The 17045-nt window shown below is 60.5% G+C and carries 15 protein-coding genes and 1 pseudogene; 7 read left to right on the forward strand and 9 right to left on the reverse strand.

Features of this window, described 5'->3' with window-relative positions:
- Nucleotides 1-7: 7 nt before the first annotated feature.
- On the reverse strand, nucleotides 8-844 hold the full coding sequence (locus tag AC0C6X_RS13605) for a GNAT family N-acetyltransferase (protein WP_472953576.1): 837 nt from the start codon (nucleotides 842-844) through the stop codon (nucleotides 8-10).
- Between the two features lie 316 nt (nucleotides 845-1160).
- Between AC0C6X_RS13605 and AC0C6X_RS13610 the strand changes: the two genes are divergently transcribed.
- Nucleotides 1161-1829 (forward strand): haloacid dehalogenase type II, encoded by a 669-nt coding sequence (locus AC0C6X_RS13610; protein WP_173519168.1) that lies wholly within the window; start codon nucleotides 1161-1163, stop codon nucleotides 1827-1829.
- Nucleotides 1830-1844: 15 nt separating this feature from the next.
- A complete protein-coding gene (locus AC0C6X_RS13615) occupies nucleotides 1845-3119 on the forward strand; it encodes an NAD(P)/FAD-dependent oxidoreductase (protein ID WP_173519167.1) in 1275 nt (424 codons plus the stop codon).
- A gap of 340 nt (nucleotides 3120-3459) precedes the next feature.
- Here the strand turns inward: AC0C6X_RS13615 and AC0C6X_RS13620 are convergent, their stop codons facing one another.
- The 6 genes from AC0C6X_RS13620 to argE form a co-directional block, all read right to left on the reverse strand.
- Entirely contained in the window at nucleotides 3460-4914 is a 1455-nt protein-coding gene (locus AC0C6X_RS13620) for an NAD-dependent succinate-semialdehyde dehydrogenase (RefSeq protein WP_247958846.1), read from the reverse strand.
- Between the two features lie 19 nt (nucleotides 4915-4933).
- On the reverse strand, nucleotides 4934-5977 hold the full coding sequence (locus AC0C6X_RS13625; protein ID WP_173519165.1) for a tartrate dehydrogenase: 1044 nt from the start codon (nucleotides 5975-5977) through the stop codon (nucleotides 4934-4936).
- Between the two features lie 9 nt (nucleotides 5978-5986).
- A complete protein-coding gene (locus AC0C6X_RS13630) occupies nucleotides 5987-7450 on the reverse strand; it encodes an aldehyde dehydrogenase family protein (protein ID WP_173519164.1) in 1464 nt (487 codons plus the stop codon).
- 147 nt (nucleotides 7451-7597) lie between these two features.
- Nucleotides 7598-7954, reverse strand: a complete 357-nt coding sequence (locus tag AC0C6X_RS13635) for a cupin domain-containing protein (protein ID WP_472953580.1) — start codon at nucleotides 7952-7954, stop codon at nucleotides 7598-7600.
- Nucleotides 7955-7983: 29 nt separating this feature from the next.
- Nucleotides 7984-8907 carry a 2-hydroxyacid dehydrogenase gene (locus tag AC0C6X_RS13640; RefSeq protein WP_173519162.1) on the reverse strand — a complete coding sequence of 308 codons (924 nt, stop codon included), beginning with the start codon at nucleotides 8905-8907 and terminating at the stop codon, nucleotides 7984-7986.
- 22 nt (nucleotides 8908-8929) lie between these two features.
- The gene (gene argE / locus AC0C6X_RS13645) at nucleotides 8930-10054 is read right to left on the reverse strand and encodes an acetylornithine deacetylase (RefSeq protein WP_472953583.1); all 1125 of its coding nucleotides are present in this window, start codon (nucleotides 10052-10054) and stop codon (nucleotides 8930-8932) included.
- Between the two features lie 244 nt (nucleotides 10055-10298).
- Here argE and AC0C6X_RS13650 point away from each other — a divergent pair, with 244 nt between their 5' ends.
- Nucleotides 10299-11192 (forward strand): GNAT family N-acetyltransferase, encoded by an 894-nt coding sequence (locus tag AC0C6X_RS13650; RefSeq protein ID WP_472953585.1) that lies wholly within the window; start codon nucleotides 10299-10301, stop codon nucleotides 11190-11192.
- A 749-nt stretch (nucleotides 11193-11941) separates the two neighbouring features.
- Nucleotides 11942-12166, forward strand: a complete 225-nt coding sequence (locus tag AC0C6X_RS13655) for a hypothetical protein (RefSeq protein ID WP_173519159.1) — start codon at nucleotides 11942-11944, stop codon at nucleotides 12164-12166.
- A gap of 53 nt (nucleotides 12167-12219) precedes the next feature.
- Here the strand turns inward: AC0C6X_RS13655 and AC0C6X_RS13660 are convergent.
- Together AC0C6X_RS13660 and AC0C6X_RS13665 are read right to left on the reverse strand one after the other, a co-directional pair.
- Nucleotides 12220-12752: pseudogene (locus AC0C6X_RS13660) on the reverse strand (IS110 family RNA-guided transposase); the annotation flags it as partial.
- 238 nt (nucleotides 12753-12990) lie between these two features.
- Complete coding sequence (locus AC0C6X_RS13665; RefSeq protein ID WP_173519158.1) at nucleotides 12991-13458, reverse strand: Lrp/AsnC family transcriptional regulator; 468 nt, start codon at nucleotides 13456-13458, stop codon at nucleotides 12991-12993.
- Between the two features lie 173 nt (nucleotides 13459-13631).
- On the opposite strand from AC0C6X_RS13665, the gene AC0C6X_RS13670 reads away from it, so the two are divergent.
- The 3 genes from AC0C6X_RS13670 to AC0C6X_RS13680 all read left to right on the forward strand — a co-directional run bounded on the left by AC0C6X_RS13670 (nucleotide 13632) and on the right by AC0C6X_RS13680 (nucleotide 17010).
- The gene (locus AC0C6X_RS13670) at nucleotides 13632-14696 is read left to right on the forward strand and encodes a homoserine dehydrogenase (protein WP_472953586.1); all 1065 of its coding nucleotides are present in this window, start codon (nucleotides 13632-13634) and stop codon (nucleotides 14694-14696) included.
- Nucleotides 14693-16102 carry an aldehyde dehydrogenase family protein gene (locus AC0C6X_RS13675; RefSeq protein WP_173519156.1) on the forward strand — a complete coding sequence of 470 codons (1410 nt, stop codon included), beginning with the start codon at nucleotides 14693-14695 and terminating at the stop codon, nucleotides 16100-16102. Before AC0C6X_RS13670 ends, AC0C6X_RS13675 begins: the two co-directional genes overlap by 4 nt.
- Before the next feature lie 128 nt (nucleotides 16103-16230).
- Nucleotides 16231-17010, forward strand: coding sequence for an ABC transporter ATP-binding protein (locus AC0C6X_RS13680; RefSeq protein ID WP_247958839.1), 780 nt, complete (start codon nucleotides 16231-16233; stop codon nucleotides 17008-17010).
- Nucleotides 17011-17045: the final 35 nt, after the last annotated feature.

Consider the following 17045-nt stretch of genomic DNA (forward strand, 5'->3'; position numbering starts at 1 on the left):
CTCCGGATCAGCCGAGCGCCTGATTGGCGAGGGCGAAGGTGATGGCGGCGGGATCGGCGGCGCGGTGAACTGGCGGCTTCATCATGGCGATCCCGCCGCCGACATGGGCAAGTCCGTATTCGGCAAGCCAGGGCGAAAGGCCCGTATTGGCGGTAGTATCAACTCGGAGAAAGCGGCCGGTTTTGACGGCGATGAAATGTTGAACGAGCGCCTTGGCGTCATCGAGGTTGCCGGAAACGATGGGGCCGATGACCTCGCCGCGGCCGAAGGCGCGCAAGGCTGCGAAACCGGAGACGCGACCGTCGCGGCGAATGACGGCGAATTCGCCAACCTCGGCCAGATAGGCGATCAGCCTCCTGCGGTCGGCACCAAAGGCTAGACGATCAAGCTCGGCGATCGCCTGGATGTCGAAGGTGTCCGCCGCCTCGGCTGCCGCTGGCGTGGCTATTTCTCGAGCGATCCCCTGGTGTTGCAGCACGCGCCCGGTCTTCTCGAAGCCAAGTTTTTCGTACAGTGGCATGCCCTCAGTCGTTGCCACGAGTCTAAGCGGACGATCGGCTGCCAGCTCCACCGCCGCGTCCATCAGCTTGCGACCGAGGCCGCGGCCGCGCATCGCCTCGTCGACGATGACCATGTTGATCGTCGCACAGTCCGACTCGTAAGGGGTCACGAATACAGTGCCGACGACCCGGTTGCCCTCAATCGCGACGACACCTTTGCTCATAATTAGCGCCATCTGCCAATCTTCAAGGCGATGTGGCCAACCGGCCTGCCGCGAGAGCTTGACGGCGGCCTCCAGATGCTCAGGCCCGAAGGCGGCAATATCGATCTGACTTGTCTGCATGGCGTTTCCTTCATTTCTGCCCGCTAGTCTGAAGGAGTGCTGACCGGAAGATCGTCTGAAAGCTTTGGCTCGCGCGGTATCTTATAGCTTTGCGTCTGCCGGTCGCCGCATCTTATGCTGATAAGGAAGGAGCGCTGGGACGGCGCCGGGCCGAAAGGCACTGTTGACGATCAGCAGCCACGCAACCTTCTGCCAAAGCCGGCTCTCGATACGATAGATTCTGCTTCGAACGCCGCCAAATCAGGCGAGGCGATGGGAGGCGCAGCGCCTATGATCCTTACAGAATACCTGGTCCCGCTCTTACAAGGATACGCACATGACGACGTTCCGTCCGAAATACATCACTTTCGACTGCTACGGCACGCTAACCAATTTCCAGATGGCAGAAGCTGCGCGCGACCTCTATGGGGAGCAGCTCGATGAAGCGCGCTTGGCCGAATTCATCAAGAATTTCGCCGCCTATCGTCTTGACGAAATTCTCGGCGACTGGAAGCCCTATGCGGAGGTGGTGCACAATTCGCTGGAACGGACCTGCAAGCGCAACGGCATAAAGTTCCGCGATGAAGCTGCGAAGATGGTCTACGAGCGTGTCCCGACCTGGGGGCCGCATGCGGACGTGCCGGCGGGGCTTGCCAGGGTCGCCAAGGAGATCCCGTTGGTGATCCTGTCGAATGCAATGAATTCGCAGATCATGTCGAATGTCGAAAAGCTCGGCGCACCCTTCCATGCAGTATACACCGCCGAACAGGCGCAGGCCTACAAGCCGCGCTTCAAGGCCTTCGAATACATGCTCGACATGCTCGGCTGCGGCCCCGAGGACATTCTCCACTGCTCGTCTTCCTTCCGCTATGACCTGATGTCGGCGCATGATCTCGGCATGAAGAACAAGGTCTGGGTCAATCGCGGCCACGAGCCGGCCAATCCGTATTACGGTTACATCGAGATCGCCGGCATCTCTTCCCTTCCGGGCGTCGTCGGTCTTTAGAAAGGGCAGTCCGCCATGAAGTTTCTGTCCTACTGGCACGACACCGCCCCGGCCTTTGCCGGGGCTGCTCAGGGTCCGGTCGAGGGCCACTACGACGTCGCGGTGATCGGCGGCGGTTTCACCGGCCTCGCCGCTGCTCGGCAACTTGCCAAGGCTGGCGCCAAAGTCGTCGTGCTGGAGGCGGAAAGGGTTGGCTGGGGTGCCTCCGGACGCAATGGCGGCCACTTGAACAACGGGCTCGCCCACAGTTATCTCGCGGCCAAGGCGGAACTCGGCAGGGAGCGGGCGATTGCGCTTTACCAGGCGTTCGACGAATCGATCGACACGATCGAGGCACTAATCGCCGAAGAAGGCATCGACTGCAGTTTCCGCCGCGCTGGCAAACTGAAGCTCGCCTCGAAGCCCCAGCATTTCGAGGCGATCGCCCGCAATTTCGAGGCGGTCAACACGGAAGTTGACCGCGACACCGCGCTTCTCTGCGCACAGGACCTGAAGCAGGAAGTCGGCTCGCCCTTCTGCGGGGCGATGCTCTCGAAGAAGAGCGCGATGATGCACATGGGGCGCTATGTCGTCGGACTCGCCGAAGCGGCCACCCGCCATGGCGCCACGGTCTTCGAGAGCGCGGCGGTTACCGAGCATCGGCAGGCGGCCGGCCGGCACGCATTGAAGACCGCCCGCGGCAGCGTCACAGCGGATGCGGTTCTTGTCGCCACCGGCGCCTACACGCCTTCGACCTTCGGCTACTTTCGTCGCCGCATCATCGCCGTCGGCAGCTTCATCATCGCCACCCGACCGCTGACAGCGGCGGAGATCGCGGCAAGCATGCCGGGTAATCGCACCTGCGTCACGTCGATGAACATCGGCAATTATTTCAGGCTTTCGCACGACAACCGTCTAATCTTCGGCGGCCGAGCCCGCTTCTCGGCGAAATCCGACCAACGGTCGGACGCGAAAAGCGGTGCCATCCTCAAGGCGAGCCTCGCTGAGATCTTTCCGCAGCTTGTCAACGTCGAGATCGACTATTGCTGGGGTGGTCTCGTCGACATGACCAAGGACCGCTTCCCCCGCGCCGGTTATCAAGACGGGGTTTGGTACGCCATGGGCTATTCCGGCCACGGCGCGCAGGTTTCGACGCATCTCGGCATGATCATAGCGGATGCAATTCTCGACCGGCCGGACCGCAACCCGCTGAAGGGTCTCGAATGGCCGGCCGTGCCAGGACATTTCGGCAAGCCCTGGTTCCTGCCGCTCGTCGGCATGTATTACAAAATGCTGGACAAGGTCCAATAGACAGCTCAGGTAAGGAAGAAGGGCGCGGACCGGACAGGCCCGCGCCCTTCTTTGTTTGGAGGATCTCGCCTGGTGTGCTGCCTGAAGTGTGCAGCGGATTTTGCGAAAGAGTTGAAGCGCCTCGCGCGCGCTTTAGAGCGGGATGAAGAAACACGGCGCCTTTTCGCAGGCATTCACTCCACTCCTGGAACAATCACGTTTGCGGCTTTGGTTCGATCCGACCCAAGATCGTCGTGACTACCCACAGCTCGTCGCGTTCAATCGAATTCACGCGACGCGCCGTAGGTACTTGTTTGAGCATGTCGTTGCCCCAAAAGCCCACATTTTTGCGCCACTTGCATTAATCCAGGCCGCCGATGTGGAAGCTCTTCATCTCGAGATATTCCTCGATACCGACCTGGGCACCCTCGCGGCCGAGGCCGGAATACTTGACGCCGCCGAAGGGGGCGACTTCGGTGGAGATGGCGCCGGTGTTGAGGCCGACCATGCCGAATTCGAGCGCTTCCGCCACGCGCCAGGACCGTTTCAGGCTTTCGGTGTAGAAATAGGCAGCCAGACCGAAGGGCGTGCCATTGGCGATGGCGATTGCCTCCTCCTCCGTCTCGAAGCGGAAGAGTGGGGCAACGGGACCGAAGGTCTCTTCGCTGGCAAGCAGCATCTCGGTGGTGGCGCCGGTCAGCACGATCGGGGCCGTATATTGTCTCCCCTCCGGCACCGAGATGCCGCGCGCCGAAACCTTCGCGCCTTTGGCAAGCGCGTCCTCGACATGGCGGTTGATCTTGTCAATTGCCGCATCATTGATCATCGGTCCGATCGCGATTCCGGTTTCCGTGCCGGGGCCGACCTTCATTGCGTTAACGCGTGCGCCGAGCTTCTCGGCGAAGGCGTCGTAGACGCCGGCCTGCACCAGGATGCGGTTGGCGCAGACGCAGGTCTGGCCGCCATTGCGGAACTTGGAGACGATCGCGCCTTCGACGGCGAGATCAAGGTCAGCGTCGTCGAAGACGATGAAGGGGGCATTGCCGCCGAGTTCAAGCGAGAGCCGTTTGACGCTGTCGGCCGCGCCTTTCATCAACAGAGAACCGACGCGCGTCGAGCCCGTAAAGGAGATCTTGCGCACTGTTTCGTTCGCCATGAATTCGTTGCCGATTGCGGTCGGCATTCCGGTGACGATGTTGATCACGCCGGCGGGAATGCCGGCGCGCTCTGCCAGAACTCCAAGGGCGAGCGCCGAAAATGGCGTGAATTCCGAGGGCTTGATTACCACCGTGCAGCCCGCGGCCAGGGCGGGTGCCACCTTGCGGGTAATCATTGCGTTCGGGAAGTTCCACGGCGTCACGATGGCGCAGACGCCGACTGCCTCCTTCAGAACGAGGATGCGGCGATCGGCCGTCGGAGAGGGAATGGTGTGGCCGCCGATGCGGCGGGCTTCTTCGGCGAACCATTTGACGAAGGACGCGCCGTAACGGATTTCCACGCGCGCTTCGTCCAGGGGCTTGCCCTGTTCCATCGTCAAGAGCAGCGCCAGATCCTCAAGGTTTTCAATCATCAGCGTGTACCAGCGCTCGAGCATCGCGGCCCGTTCGGCATGCGTCTTCTTCTTCCACGGCCCGAAGGCGGCATTGGCGGCTGCGATGGCGGCGCGCGTTTCCTCTTCACCCATGTCCGGAATAATACCGAGACGCGTCTGGCTGGCAGGATCGAAAACGTCGACGGTCTTACCCGAGGCTGCTGCCAGCCAGGCTCCGTCGATGAAGCCCTCTTGCCGGAAAAGTTCCCTATCGTCCAACTTCATTATTTCTCTCCTCTCAATATCAGTTGAGCGCGGCAAGCACAGCCGCCGTGATGGTTTCGGTTTTGTCTTTGCCCGGCACGGTGCCGATCCCGCGGGCGGTCGTTTTTTCGAGCGCGGCCAGAACAATGCGCGCGGCGTCGCTTTCTCCGAGATGCTCCAGCATCATCGCACCGGACCAGATGGCGGCTATTGGGTTGGCGATGCCTAGATGGGCGATGTCGGGCGCTGATCCATGCACCGGCTCGAACATTGAAGGGGCGCTGCGATCAGGATTGATGTTGGCCGAAGCCGCAAAGCCGAGACCGCCCTGAATGGCGGCACCGAGATCGGTCAGGATGTCGCCGAAAAGGTTCGAGGCGACCACGACATCGAGGCTCTCTGGCGCCATCACCATGCGCGCGGCCATGGCGTCGATATGATAGTTCGTCACCTCGACATCGGCATAGTCGGCAGCGAGCTCTCGCGTAATCTCGTCCCAGAACACCATGGAGTATTTCTGGGCGTTGGATTTGGTCACCGAAGCGAGTTTGCCGCGGCGTTGGCGAGCCTGTTCGAAGCCGAAGCGCAAGATCCGCTCGACGCCCGTGCGCGTGAAGATCGAGGTTTCGACCGCGACTTCGTCGACCGTTGCCTGATGCACGCGGCCGCCGGCTCCGGAATATTCGCCTTCGGTATTCTCGCGGATGCAGAGAATGTCGAAATTTTCCGCTTTCAGCGGCCCCTGCACACCCGGCAGCAGCCGGTGCGGGCGGATATTGGCATATTGCACAAAGGCCTTGCGGATCGGCAGAAGCAAGCCGTGGAGTGAGACGGAATCCGGCACCTCGGCGGGCCAGCCGACGGCCCCGAGCAGGATCGCATCGAAGCGACGCAAGAGTTCTATGCCATCTGCTGGCATCATCGCGCCCGTTTCCTTGTAATAGGCGCAGGACCAGGGGAAGGGCGTGCCGGTGAGCGAGAAGTTGGAATGCCTGGCAACGGTCGAAAGAACCCGCCAGGCCGCATCCGTTACATCCTGGCCAATACCGTCGCCGGGGATGAGTGCGATCGAATAGGATTTCATGGAAGGCTCCTAGAGGTTGATGAGAACGCTCTTGCTCTTGCGATTGGCTTGATAGGCTACGCGTCCGAGGTCCTTGCCGATGCCGGAGCGCTTGTAGCCGCCGGTCGGCAGAATGTGGTCGCGTGAGCGGCTGTACCGGTTGACCCAAACGGTGCCTGCCTGGAGTCGCCGCGTAAGCCGGAGGGCGCGCGACAGGTCACGGGTGAAAAGGCCGGCGGCCAGGCCGTAGGTCGGGTGATCGGCGAGCGCCACGGCCTCCTCTTCGTCGGCAAAGGTCTGCATGGTCAGGACCGGACCGAAGATTTCTTCAGTTATCGCTGGCGAGGAACTGTCGCGCACGGCCATCAACGTCGGCTGATAGAAGTAGCCGGGCGCATCCATTGGCGCGCCCCCGAACAGGCATTCGCCGCCCGCTGCAACGGCAGCCTCGACGATGCCGTGGATGCGGTTCAACTGGCGCTTCGAGATGATCGGCGAGTATTCGGTTGCCTCGTGCCAGGTCGGCCCCGCCTTCGCCGCTCTCATGCGTCTGACGATCGCCTCGGCGAGCGGCGCAGCAGCACCCTCCTCGACGATTAGGCGAGAGCCGGCGACGCAGGCCTGGCCGGCATTGGAGAGGATGCTCTGTGCGATCGCGGCGGCCGCCTTGTCGAGGTCCGCGTCGGCGAACACGAGTTGAGGACTCTTTCCGCCAAGTTCAAGCGTCATGGGTTTGACCCCGGTGCGGGCGATGTTAGCCATGATGGCTGAACCGGCGCCGGTCGAGCCGGTGAAGCTGACCTTGGCGATGTCTGGATGGCCGGTGAGGGCAGTGCCGGTCACCGGACCGTCGCCCAGCACGATATTAACGAGACCAGCCGGCAGGCCGGAGCGGATCGCGAGTTCGGCGAGATAGACGGTCGAAAACGGCGTCAATTCCGACGGCTTCAGTACCACGGCATTGCCGGCCGCAAGCGCGGGGCCGAGCTTCCAGGCGGCCATCGAAATGGGAAAATTCCACGGGGTGATGGCGGCAACGACGCCATAGGGCTCCGTCATGACCATGCCGAGACTACCGTCGTCGGTCGGCACGAGGTCGCTTCCTTCCTTATCGGCGAACTCCGCAAAGAACCGGATCTGCTCGGCGCTGACAGCGACATCGCCGGCGACGAGGTGACCAACGGGACGCGTCGAGGAAAGCGCCTCGAGCTTGGCGAGGGTTTCCGCCTCCCTTTCGATCAGGTCGGCCCAGCGCTGCAGCACGACTGTCCGCTCGCGTGGACGCACGCCGCCCCAGTTGCTAGCCTTCAGCGCATTCTTGGCGGTTTCGACAGCGCGGTCGACGAGTGCCACATCCGCGAGCGGACAGCTGGCATAGGCTTTGCCATCGGATGGACGATGCATGTCGATGACCCCGTCGGCAGGGATCATCCGGTCGCCGATGAAGTGACCGATAGGGAGGTGGACGGTGTCAGGGTCGAAACTCAGTGCCATGCGGATACCTCGGATAACTGCAGTCGAAGCTAGCAAAACTGAGGTAGTCGCTTGGTTTGTTGGTGGAGGTGGCGCGGCGGAAAACACCGTTTTGCAGCCGCCGCGCAGTGTATTGTTTGGCGGGGTCGGATAACCCCGCCCGATCGCTCAAGCCATCACGGTCACGTAGACCTTGCGCACCGTCTCGATCGTCTTCCAGATACCGACGAAGCCCGGCTTCATGACGAAGCTGTCGCCGGCCGTGTAGGTGACCGGCTCGCCGCCTTCGGGCGTGAGTTCAATGACGCCGGAAAGGATATGGCAGAACTCGAAGGTCTCGCCCTTGATCGAGCGCGTCTCGCCGGGCGTCGCCTCCCAGATTCCGGTGTGGATCATTTCGCCACGGGCGACATCCTGAGCCCATGTCTTGAAAGAGGGGTCGCCGGAGATGAGGCGCTCCGGAAGGGGACGGGATTCCCGCGGCGCGAAGGAGGCGTTGGTATCGATGGTCTTCAGGAGTGACATGGCTTTCCTTTCCTTTCCTGGGGTGGAATTCAATAGCCGCGGCCGCGATCAACGAGCCCGACCGGATCGAGACCCGAGCGGTGGCGTCTGATGTTCTCGATCACGGCCTTGGCGGCGGTTTCCGGTTGAGTCACGCTCGCTATGTGCGGCGTCAGCAGAATCTTCGAATGGCGCCAGATGGCATGGTCCGCCGGAAGCGGCTCGGGGTCGGTGACGTCGATGAGGGCGCCGGAGAGATGGCCGCTGTCGAGTGCGTCGAGAAGTGCCTGATGATCGAGCTGCGGACCGCGGCCGACATGAACGAGCGCCGCACCGGCCGGGAGCTTGGCGAAGAGCTCGGCATCGAGGAAACCGCGCGTCTCGTCGGTTAGAGGAATGAGACAGATGAGGATGTCGGTGTCGGCCAACAGATTGTCGAGACCGTCAGCACCGTGCAGGCATCTGACACCCTCGAGTTCGTGCGCGCTGCGGCTCCAGCCGGATAGGGAAAAGCCGAAGGGCTTCAATCGTTCGAGAACCGCGGTGCCGAGCATGCCGAGGCCGAGCACGCCGATGCGGCGTTCCGACGCCTGAATCTGGGAAATGGCCTGCCAATGTTGGCTGCGCTGCTGGTCCAAATAGGCCGGCAAATTGCGATGGAGCGCGAGTACGGCAAGTGTCACATATTCCTGCATCATCCGGATGATGCCGTCCTCAACCATGCGCACGACCTTCACACGCGGCGGAACGGCCTCGATGCGGAACTGGTCGACGCCGGCGCCGATCGAAAAGAGGATTTCAAGGTTGCGATAGCGCGAAAGATCTTCCGGAACCGTCCAGGTGATCAGGTAGCGCACCGCATCTGGATCGACCGCCGCCGCATCCGTGGCGAAAGGAACGTCCGGAAGCTCACGCGAAAAAGCTTTGGCGAAGATCGCACCGCGTTTTGCGTCGGAATTGAAGAGGAAGGTCATTGCGCGTCTCCGCCTTGATGCCTCAGGCGCGACAACGCTCACCGAGCCGCTCGATCATCGCCTGGCAGGCAGCGAGTTCGTCGGTGAGGATGTATTCGTTCGGCTTGTGGGCGCGGTCAATCTCGCCGGGGCCGCAGATGATCGCGTCGATGCCGGCCTGCTGGAAAAGCCCGGCTTCGGTGCCGTAACTGACAGCCGGGAGAGACACGAGGTCGGTCAGTTCCTCCAGAAGCGTTGCGAGCGGCGCATCGGCGGGGAGAAAGAGCGCTGGATAAGCGCTGAGCTCTTGCCATTCGACTGTGAAACCAAGTTCCCTGAGTTTCTCTGCAGTCCCTCGCACAGGGCTTAGCAGGTCCGCCGGATCGACGCCGGAAATCGCACGCGCCTCGAATTCCGCCTCGCAGGTCTCCGGAATGATATTGACTGCTTGGCCGCCTTGGACAGTGCCAATCTGGAGGGAAGAGTAAGGCGGCTCAAATACGTCTTCAAACGGGCCGCGGGTCAGCCGGTCAGCTTCTCCGGCAGCAGAGGTAAGCACTTTCGCCATGGCATGGATGGCATTCAGCCCCTGGTCCGGACGCGAGGAGTGCCCGGAACGGCCCTTCACCGAAAGCCTCGCTGCCGACTTGCCCTTGTGCGCCCGGATCGCCTGCATGCCGCTCGGCTCGCCGATGAGCGCGCCGAGGGGTTTTTCGCAGAGTTTCGGCAGGCGTTCGATCATATGCGGTACTCCACGGCAGCCGGCCTCCTCGTCATAGGAGAAGGCAAAGTGGATGGGCCGGCGCAGGTGCATCTCGGCGAGCTTTGGCGCGGCGGCGAGGGCGGCGGCCAAGAAACCCTTCATGTCGGTGGCGCCCCGTCCATAAAGTCGGTCCGACTCCTGACGCAGATGAAAGGGATCGCCCGTCCAGCCGCTTTCGGTCGCCGGAACGACGTCCATGTGACCCGACAGAATATAACCCGGCACCTCTTTCGGACCGATCGTGGCGAACAGGTTAGACCGATCGCCCTCCGGGCCGGGAAGGAGCGTGACGGCAATGCCGTGGCTTTGCAGATAGCCGCCAATCCAGGCAACGATGTCAGCATTGGGTGTGCCGACGACGGTGGGGAAGCCGACGAGTTTTTCGAGTATTTCCACTGCCTGCATCTTGTCCTCACAGCATCCATATCTCCGCTGGGGTCAGCGTCGTCGACGATGCCTGGTACTGTAAAAGCCTGGCCAGGCTTTACATGCTGAAAGCGCGTCGGATTTGGAGGATTGTGTTGCGTCAGGCGGCCTCTCAAGTGAATTGTATCGAGCGTACTGTTCTAGTCTAACGTACAAAGGTTTTGGCCGCGTGCCGGTTGGAGTGCGGGACGAGACAGGGCGACGGCAGGACGGGAGGCAAGAGGTGGACACACCGACATCCGAATCCAAAGTCATTGACAGTTTCGAAATGCGCATAGCTGGGATTGAGAGCGCCGATCTCGAGCAACTGCATGCTCTGTCGGTTTCCGTCGGGTGGCCGCTTCGCTCCGAAGACTTGCAGTTCCTGCGCGAGGTCGGCCGAGGCTATATAGCGCTTGACGAAATCGGCAGGCTGACAGGTTCGGCCATGTGGTTTCCGCACGGCGATGATTTCGCGACCATAGGCATGGTGATTACTTCGCCGCGGCTGCAGACAAACGGCGTCGGGCGATGGCTAATGGACCACGTGCTTTCGGATAGCCGAGGACGAGATCTGAGGCTCAATGCGACAAGGGCATCCCGCCGTCTTTATCATTCGCTCGGTTTTGAGCCCATACGGACCATATACCAATGCCAGGGCATGGCCCGCCGGTCGACCGACTTTGTTACTCCAACGGATCAGCCGTTGGTTCGGCGACTGGCAGGGGAGGACCTCGCTGCGGTCGTCGAGCTGGATGCGGGCGGATTCGGTGCCTCGAGGGCGACGCTGATCGGCAAGCTCTTTACACAGTCCCTAGGCTACGGCTTGGTTCGCGGCGGTCGGCTGTGCGCTTTCGCACTTTGCCGTCGTTTCGGCAGGGGGCATGTCATTGGCCCGGTCGTGGCAGAAAATGATGCGGATGCCATCGCCGTGATACGGCATCATGTCGCTACCCACGAAGGTCAATTTCTGCGGCTCGACACACCGGTCGAGGCCGGCGCTTTCGCAACATTCCTCTCGCAATCCGGCTTGGCCGTCTTCGACACAGTGCTCGCAATGTCTCGTCCGGGCAAAGGCGGCGCAGTCGTGGTACCGGGACCGAACCTCTACGGGTTGGCAAGCCACGCGCTCGGCTGACTGCAGCGCAGCTTCTCCAGGCAGAGCGGAAGGCGGTTCCCTCTTGTTGACGATAACGGGGCGGTATCGAGCCGTAATGTTCACGTGTTCTGTATTGCAGTAGTAGGACGGGCATTAATAAACGAAACGGCATTTTTGTTAATTAACGAATTCGCTTAATTAACCATAATCGAAGCTGGTTCGAATCCCTTCAAGGCGAGGGATAGGAGACATCCGGACTGAGCGGCATGTTGCCGGCTTCCAGTCGTCTCAAGCGGATGGAGAGATCGCGTTGTTGCCTTTGATCTGAACGCCCGGGAAGCGAGAAGAACGGATTCTTGATCCGAGCGTCTCAATTGGGGCCGAAGGCGATCCGTCAGCTCACCGGATAGTGAAAGTGGTTGTTGCGCAAACGACAAACTGGTCGTCTTCGGAGGTTGCCATTATATGCGTTGCCGACTCGCCCGAGCGTCGCTTCGAAAGGCTCCGCCTCGTCGCTTGAGTAGCATAAACGAAGCGGCGAGGCGGGTGGGGTAAAGGCGGATCTGCCAAACGACACGTGCATTCCGCGCCGCCCTGTTTGCTGCTAATATCATAACCCCAGCTTCACCACCGGTTGTAGAGGGCAAAGAATGTCTCGGGCTCGCTTCCTTTCCGTTGCCGCATTCTCAATAGGCTTTGCAACGACGATCCACGCAGCGCCTATCAACATGACAGGCAGTCCGTCCTGGACCAGCCCCACCGCTGCAAATCCATCGGATTTGGTTCTGGTGGCAGAGACCAAGAAGCCGCTGGTGAAAGCGCCATCGGTTAAGGATAGAGCAACCGGCCCACTGACCACGGTCGGCTCTGCTGAACTGACTGCTCAGGAATGTGAGCGCGTTGGCGGTGTCGTGACGGCTAACGGTGACCCTAACTGCAAGTCGAACCAGCGGTGCAAGACGACGCTAAGCAATGGCGACATCCGCTCGGTCTGTATCGACGAAGCAAACTAGGCTTATCAGGCCGGGCTTTTCACCGTAAGACCGTATGTCCTTCTTCGGGAGTGAAATTCGTCAGCGAGAGATGCAAATAGATCGCGTGCCAGGGCTGGAATGGTTTCGTCAATCAGGATCCGTTCAAGCAGTAGCGGGATATGGGACATGCCTTTACCGGCGGTCAGCCCAAACTCAGCCGCATGGCCGCGAATCGTATTGGAAAGCTGCGTTTGTGCGGAAACAACGCGCTCGCGCATGCCAACTAGCATCAGTACGGCTTGCTGATCCGCCGATTTCATCGGAACGAACCGCATTGTTAGGCGGCTCATCGCCTCGCATAGTGCTTCCGCATCAGCTGCGTCATTTTTGCCACGTTTGACGTAAGGCTTCACGAGCTGCGGGGGATCAGTCTGACCTCATGCCCGAGCGCGGTCAGCGACCGGGCCCAGTGATGCGAAGCACCGCAGGCTTCGATCGCAATCACAGTCGGCGGGCATTCCGTGAAAAAGCCCATCATTTCCTTACGGCGCAACTTCTTGCGCAGGATCGGTTGCTCAGCAGCGTTGACGCCATGCAATTGAAAGACATGTTTTGACGTATCCATGCCAATACGAATAATTTGTCCACGGACGGCTCCCTTTGCTTGAGTTCACAACGACTCCCTCTGGCACATTCGATGCCGTTGGGGGCCGTCCACCCCAACAGAAGCAAGCACTCGGCGAGGGATTGAGCGCACAAGGGATTGACGCAACGCCCGTTACAGAAGATCGCATAATGTATCCACCGGAAGGCGCCGCGAATCTGCGGTCAGCTTGCGTCCTTGTAGCGCGGGAGCGCTTGGACTAGCTTGCGACCGGTACGAACATCCCGAGCTTAATATCTTTTAGCACGACATTGGTGTGAATGCGCTTGATCTGCGGGTTTTCTGACATCAAGTTGGCAGTGATCTCGTCATATTGGCCAACGTCCCGAGCCGTGATAATCGCGATTAAGTCCACTGCACCGGTCACATAGTAGACCTGTTGGATATGTTCCTGTTTGGCAAGCCAGACGCGAAACTTCGACAGGGCGTCGTAGTTCTCGCGTTCGATCTCCATTCCGGCGATAAACGTCATGGGGTTGCCGGCGACTTTGCGGTCGATGATAGCAATCTCGGCGGTAATGATGTTTGAGTCCCGCATCCTTTTCAGGCGACGCTGCACGGCTGATGCGGACAAACCCACTAAGTCGCCGATGGCCTCCGCCTTCATCTGGCAGTCAACCTGTATGATGCTCAAAATCCTGCGGTCGAAGTCGTCAATCGGTTCCATTTTCTCATCCCAGGCATTTCCTTGGCCGCCTCTGCACTACCACGCTTTCTGCCACATTTGCGCAGTTGTCGCGCACGCTTGTCAAAGCGGCCAGATTTTTGGCCGTTTCGGAAGCTTCCTGCTGCGTTTGCCGGCAGTCATGCTCTTCTCATCGCCCAGGATGAGGAACCGACATGGTACAGTACAACATAGCTCTTATCGGATTCGGTGGAGTCAACCGCGCTCTCGCGCAGCTCGTGGCCGAGCGAAACGAGCTCTGGCAATCGGAACTCGGCTTCCGGCTCAACATTGTCGCGGTGACCGATCTTAATCTCGGCTCCGTCGTCTCGCGAAATGGCATTGATGCACGAATGCTCGTTGAGACCAATTTCGAGAAGGGCGGCTTCGCCAGGCTTTCCGGTGGATCTGCGGAAGCGGACAACGAAAAAGTCATCCGGCAGGCGCCTGCTGACATAGTTGTCGAGGCCACCTTCACAAACCCTCGCGACGGAGAACCGGCCGTTTCCCATTGCCGTTGGGCGCTCGAGAACCATAAGCATGTTGTCACGACCAATAAGGGCCCGGTGGCCCTTGCTGCTGCCGATCTCAAGGCAGTGGCTCGTCGCAACCATGTTCATTTCGAGTATGAAGGGGCCGTCATGAGCGGAACACCCGTGATACGTTTGGCGAAGAACGTACTTGCCGGCGCTGGCCTCAGCGGATTCGAAGGCATTCTCAACGGCACCTCCAATTTTGTACTCGGTCGCATGGAGGCCGGGCTCGGTTTTTCTGCGGCGGTCAAAGAGGCCCAGGGGTTCGGCTACGCCGAGGCTGATCCGACCGCTGATGTTGAAGGCTACGACGTTCGTCTCAAGGTGGTCATTCTGGCAAATGAACTGCTGGGCGCAGCGCTCAAACCGACGGACGTGTCTTGTGAAGGAATTTCGGCGCTCACCACCATGGACATAGAGACAGCCGCCAAAGAGGGATACCGCTGGAAGCTGATCGGTTCGGCGGCGCGTCTAGAGAACGGTAGCGTCGAGGCATCTGTCGCGCCGCGCCGTCTGCCGCTCGACCACCCACTCGCGGGAGTGAGCGGCGCCATAAACGCCGTATCCTTCACCACTGAGATGCTCGGTTCAGTGACGATAACGGGTCCGGGAGCTGGCCGGGTCGAGACCGCTTATGCTCTTCTCTCCGATATTATTGCTATCCACCGCTCAGCGTCGGCCGGTTCGATCACGGAGGCCGCGGAATGACAAACGTCAAGCTTCAAGTTGCCCCGACTACGGAATTGATCGACGTTTTCAATCCTTATGACGGCAAGGTTGTCGAAAGCGTAAGAGCCAGCACGTCCGACGACGTTGGCACCCTTCTTGAGCGTGCCAAGCGGGGGGCGGCGGTGTCGCGAGCGCTCCCTAGGCATCGCCGGGCCGCCATTCTGGAACAAGCAGCACGGCTCGTCGGGGACCATCTCGAGGATTTCGCACGCACGATTGTCTGCGAGGCGGGCAAAACGATCACGCAGGCCCGCAAGGAGGCATCGCGTTGCGTGAACACGTTGAAGCTCTCTGCGGAGGAAGCCAAGCGCAACGCCGGCGAGATTATTCCGTTCGACGCCTACGCGGGCTCCGAGACGCGCCAAGGCTGGTTCACACGCGAACCGCTTGGAATCATTGCTGCCATCACCCCCTATAATGATCCGCTGAATCTCGTAGCGCACAAGCTTGGCCCTGCAATCGCGGGTGGCAATTCGGTCTTTTTGAAGCCGTCAGAGTTCGCGCCGCTTTCCGCTCTCAAGCTGGTTGGGACGTTGATCGAAGCGGGCCTGCCAGAGGAAATCGTCACCGTCGCGATTGGCGGCGCAGATCTGGGGCGCGCCATTGTCTCAGCTCGCGATATCCGCATGGTGTCATTTACCGGTGGCTTTGCGACCGGCGAGGCAATCACGCGGACGGCCGGTCTGAAGAAGCTCGCCATGGACCTTGGCGGCAATGCTCCGGTTATCGTCATGGCAGACAGCGACCTTGAAAAGGCGGTGGAAGGCTGCATCTCGGGCGCCTATTGGGCGGCCGGCCAGAACTGCATCGGCACGCAACGCGTTCTCGTCCAAACCGCCTTCTACGAAAAGTTCCGCCAGGCATTTGTCGCGGGCACCCGCAGCCTTCGTGCCGGAGACCCGCGCCTTGAGGCTACGGACGTCGGACCCATGATTTCCGCCGCTGCGGCCGAACGCACCGAAGAAGCCGTAGAAAGAGCCCTATCTGCTGGCGCGCGGCTGCTATGCGGCCATCGCCGCGAAGGCGCCGTCTACCACCCAACCGTGCTCGAAGGCGTCCCGCGTGACAATCGTCTCTGGAAGGAGGAGGTTTTCGCACCAGTTGCGATACTCGAGCGCTTTGAGACGCTTGCGGACGCAATCCGGCTAGCGAACGAACCGGACTACAGCCTGCATGCCGGCGTCTTCACCAACAATCTCGCCGTTGCACTGGAGGCCGCAGCCGGCATTGAGGCCGGTGGCGTTATGATCAACGATTCCTCTGACTATCGATTTGACGCCATGCCGTTCGGAGGTTTCAAACACGGCAGCATGGGCCGCGAAGGCGTGCGCTTTGCCTACGAGGACATGACCCAACCCAAGGTGATCTGCATCAACGGGCAGTGACGCGGAAAAGCCGCGATGTCTAGCAACACGTCGCGGAAAAAATCCTCAACAACATACGATTGTGCGGCAACGCCGCGCAAGCGATTGCTAAATTGCGCCCTAACAAGCCACGAAAAAGTGGGGAACGAATGACAACCAGCATTTCATGCGCACTGCGCGTCGACGACGTACACAAGAGTTACGGCACCCACGAAGTGTTGAAAGGCGTATCACTTGCTGCGGGAAAGGGGGAGGTCATCTCGCTGATTGGGTCCTCAGGATCCGGCAAGAGTACCTTCCTTCGCTGCATCAACTTTCTCGAGGTCCCGGACCGCGGCCGTTTCATCATCAACGGTGAGGAAGTACTAATGAAGGCTGGATCGGCCGGTCGCGTACGTCCTGCCAACTGGCGACAAGTAGAGCGCATCCGGATCGGTCTCGGCATGGTTTTCCAGAGCTTCAATCTTTGGGCACACATGACTGTCCTTGAGAATGTCATCGAGGCGCCAGTCCACGTGCTCGGGATGAGCCGCAGGCAGGCGACCGAGAAAGCTGAAGCGCTGCTGCATAAAGTTGGGCTCTACGAAAAACGCCACGTCTACCCCGCCTTCATGTCAGGTGGACAGCAACAGCGCGCGTCAATAGCGCGGGCGCTGTGCGTGGATCCATCCGTGATGCTGTTTGATGAACCGACCTCGGCTCTTGATCCGGAACTCGTTGGGGAAGTGCTCAAGGTCATCCGAGATCTCGCGGAAGAGGGCCGCACGATGCTGCTCGTAACGCATGAGATGAAGTTCGCCCGCGACGTCTCAAGCCACGTGATGTTCCTGCATCAAGGCCGCGTCGAGGAAGAGGGCAAACCGGAGCAAATCTTTGGCGCTCCCATCAGCGCGCGGTGTCGCGAATTCACGAGCTCGTCACGCCATTGAGCGCGGCAGTGCACCAAGCAAAAACGAAAGGGAAC

This window comes from Ensifer sp. VA4 (assembly GCF_055710065.1).

Excerpts from the sequence above, each read along its gene's own strand:
- AC0C6X_RS13605 (WP_472953576.1), bottom strand. The coding sequence starts at position 844 with ATGCAGACAAGTCAGATCGATATTGCCGCCTTCGGGCCTGAGCATCTG.
- AC0C6X_RS13610 (WP_173519168.1), top strand. The coding sequence starts at position 1,161 with ATGACGACGTTCCGTCCGAAATACATCACTTTCGACTGCTACGGCACG.
- AC0C6X_RS13615 (WP_173519167.1), top strand. The coding sequence starts at position 1,845 with ATGAAGTTTCTGTCCTACTGGCACGACACCGCCCCGGCCTTTGCCGGG.
- AC0C6X_RS13620 (WP_247958846.1), bottom strand. The coding sequence starts at position 4,914 with ATGAAGTTGGACGATAGGGAACTTTTCCGGCAAGAGGGCTTCATCGAC.
- AC0C6X_RS13625 (WP_173519165.1), bottom strand. The coding sequence starts at position 5,977 with ATGAAATCCTATTCGATCGCACTCATCCCCGGCGACGGTATTGGCCAG.
- AC0C6X_RS13630 (WP_173519164.1), bottom strand. The coding sequence starts at position 7,450 with ATGGCACTGAGTTTCGACCCTGACACCGTCCACCTCCCTATCGGTCAC.
- AC0C6X_RS13635 (WP_472953580.1), bottom strand. The coding sequence starts at position 7,954 with ATGTCACTCCTGAAGACCATCGATACCAACGCCTCCTTCGCGCCGCGG.
- AC0C6X_RS13640 (WP_173519162.1), bottom strand. The coding sequence starts at position 8,907 with ATGACCTTCCTCTTCAATTCCGACGCAAAACGCGGTGCGATCTTCGCC.
- argE (WP_472953583.1), bottom strand. The coding sequence starts at position 10,054 with ATGCAGGCAGTGGAAATACTCGAAAAACTCGTCGGCTTCCCCACCGTC.
- AC0C6X_RS13665 (WP_173519158.1), bottom strand. The coding sequence starts at position 13,458 with ATGGAACCGATTGACGACTTCGACCGCAGGATTTTGAGCATCATACAG.
- AC0C6X_RS13670 (WP_472953586.1), top strand. The coding sequence starts at position 13,632 with ATGGTACAGTACAACATAGCTCTTATCGGATTCGGTGGAGTCAACCGC.
- AC0C6X_RS13675 (WP_173519156.1), top strand. The coding sequence starts at position 14,693 with ATGACAAACGTCAAGCTTCAAGTTGCCCCGACTACGGAATTGATCGAC.
- AC0C6X_RS13680 (WP_247958839.1), top strand. The coding sequence starts at position 16,231 with ATGACAACCAGCATTTCATGCGCACTGCGCGTCGACGACGTACACAAG.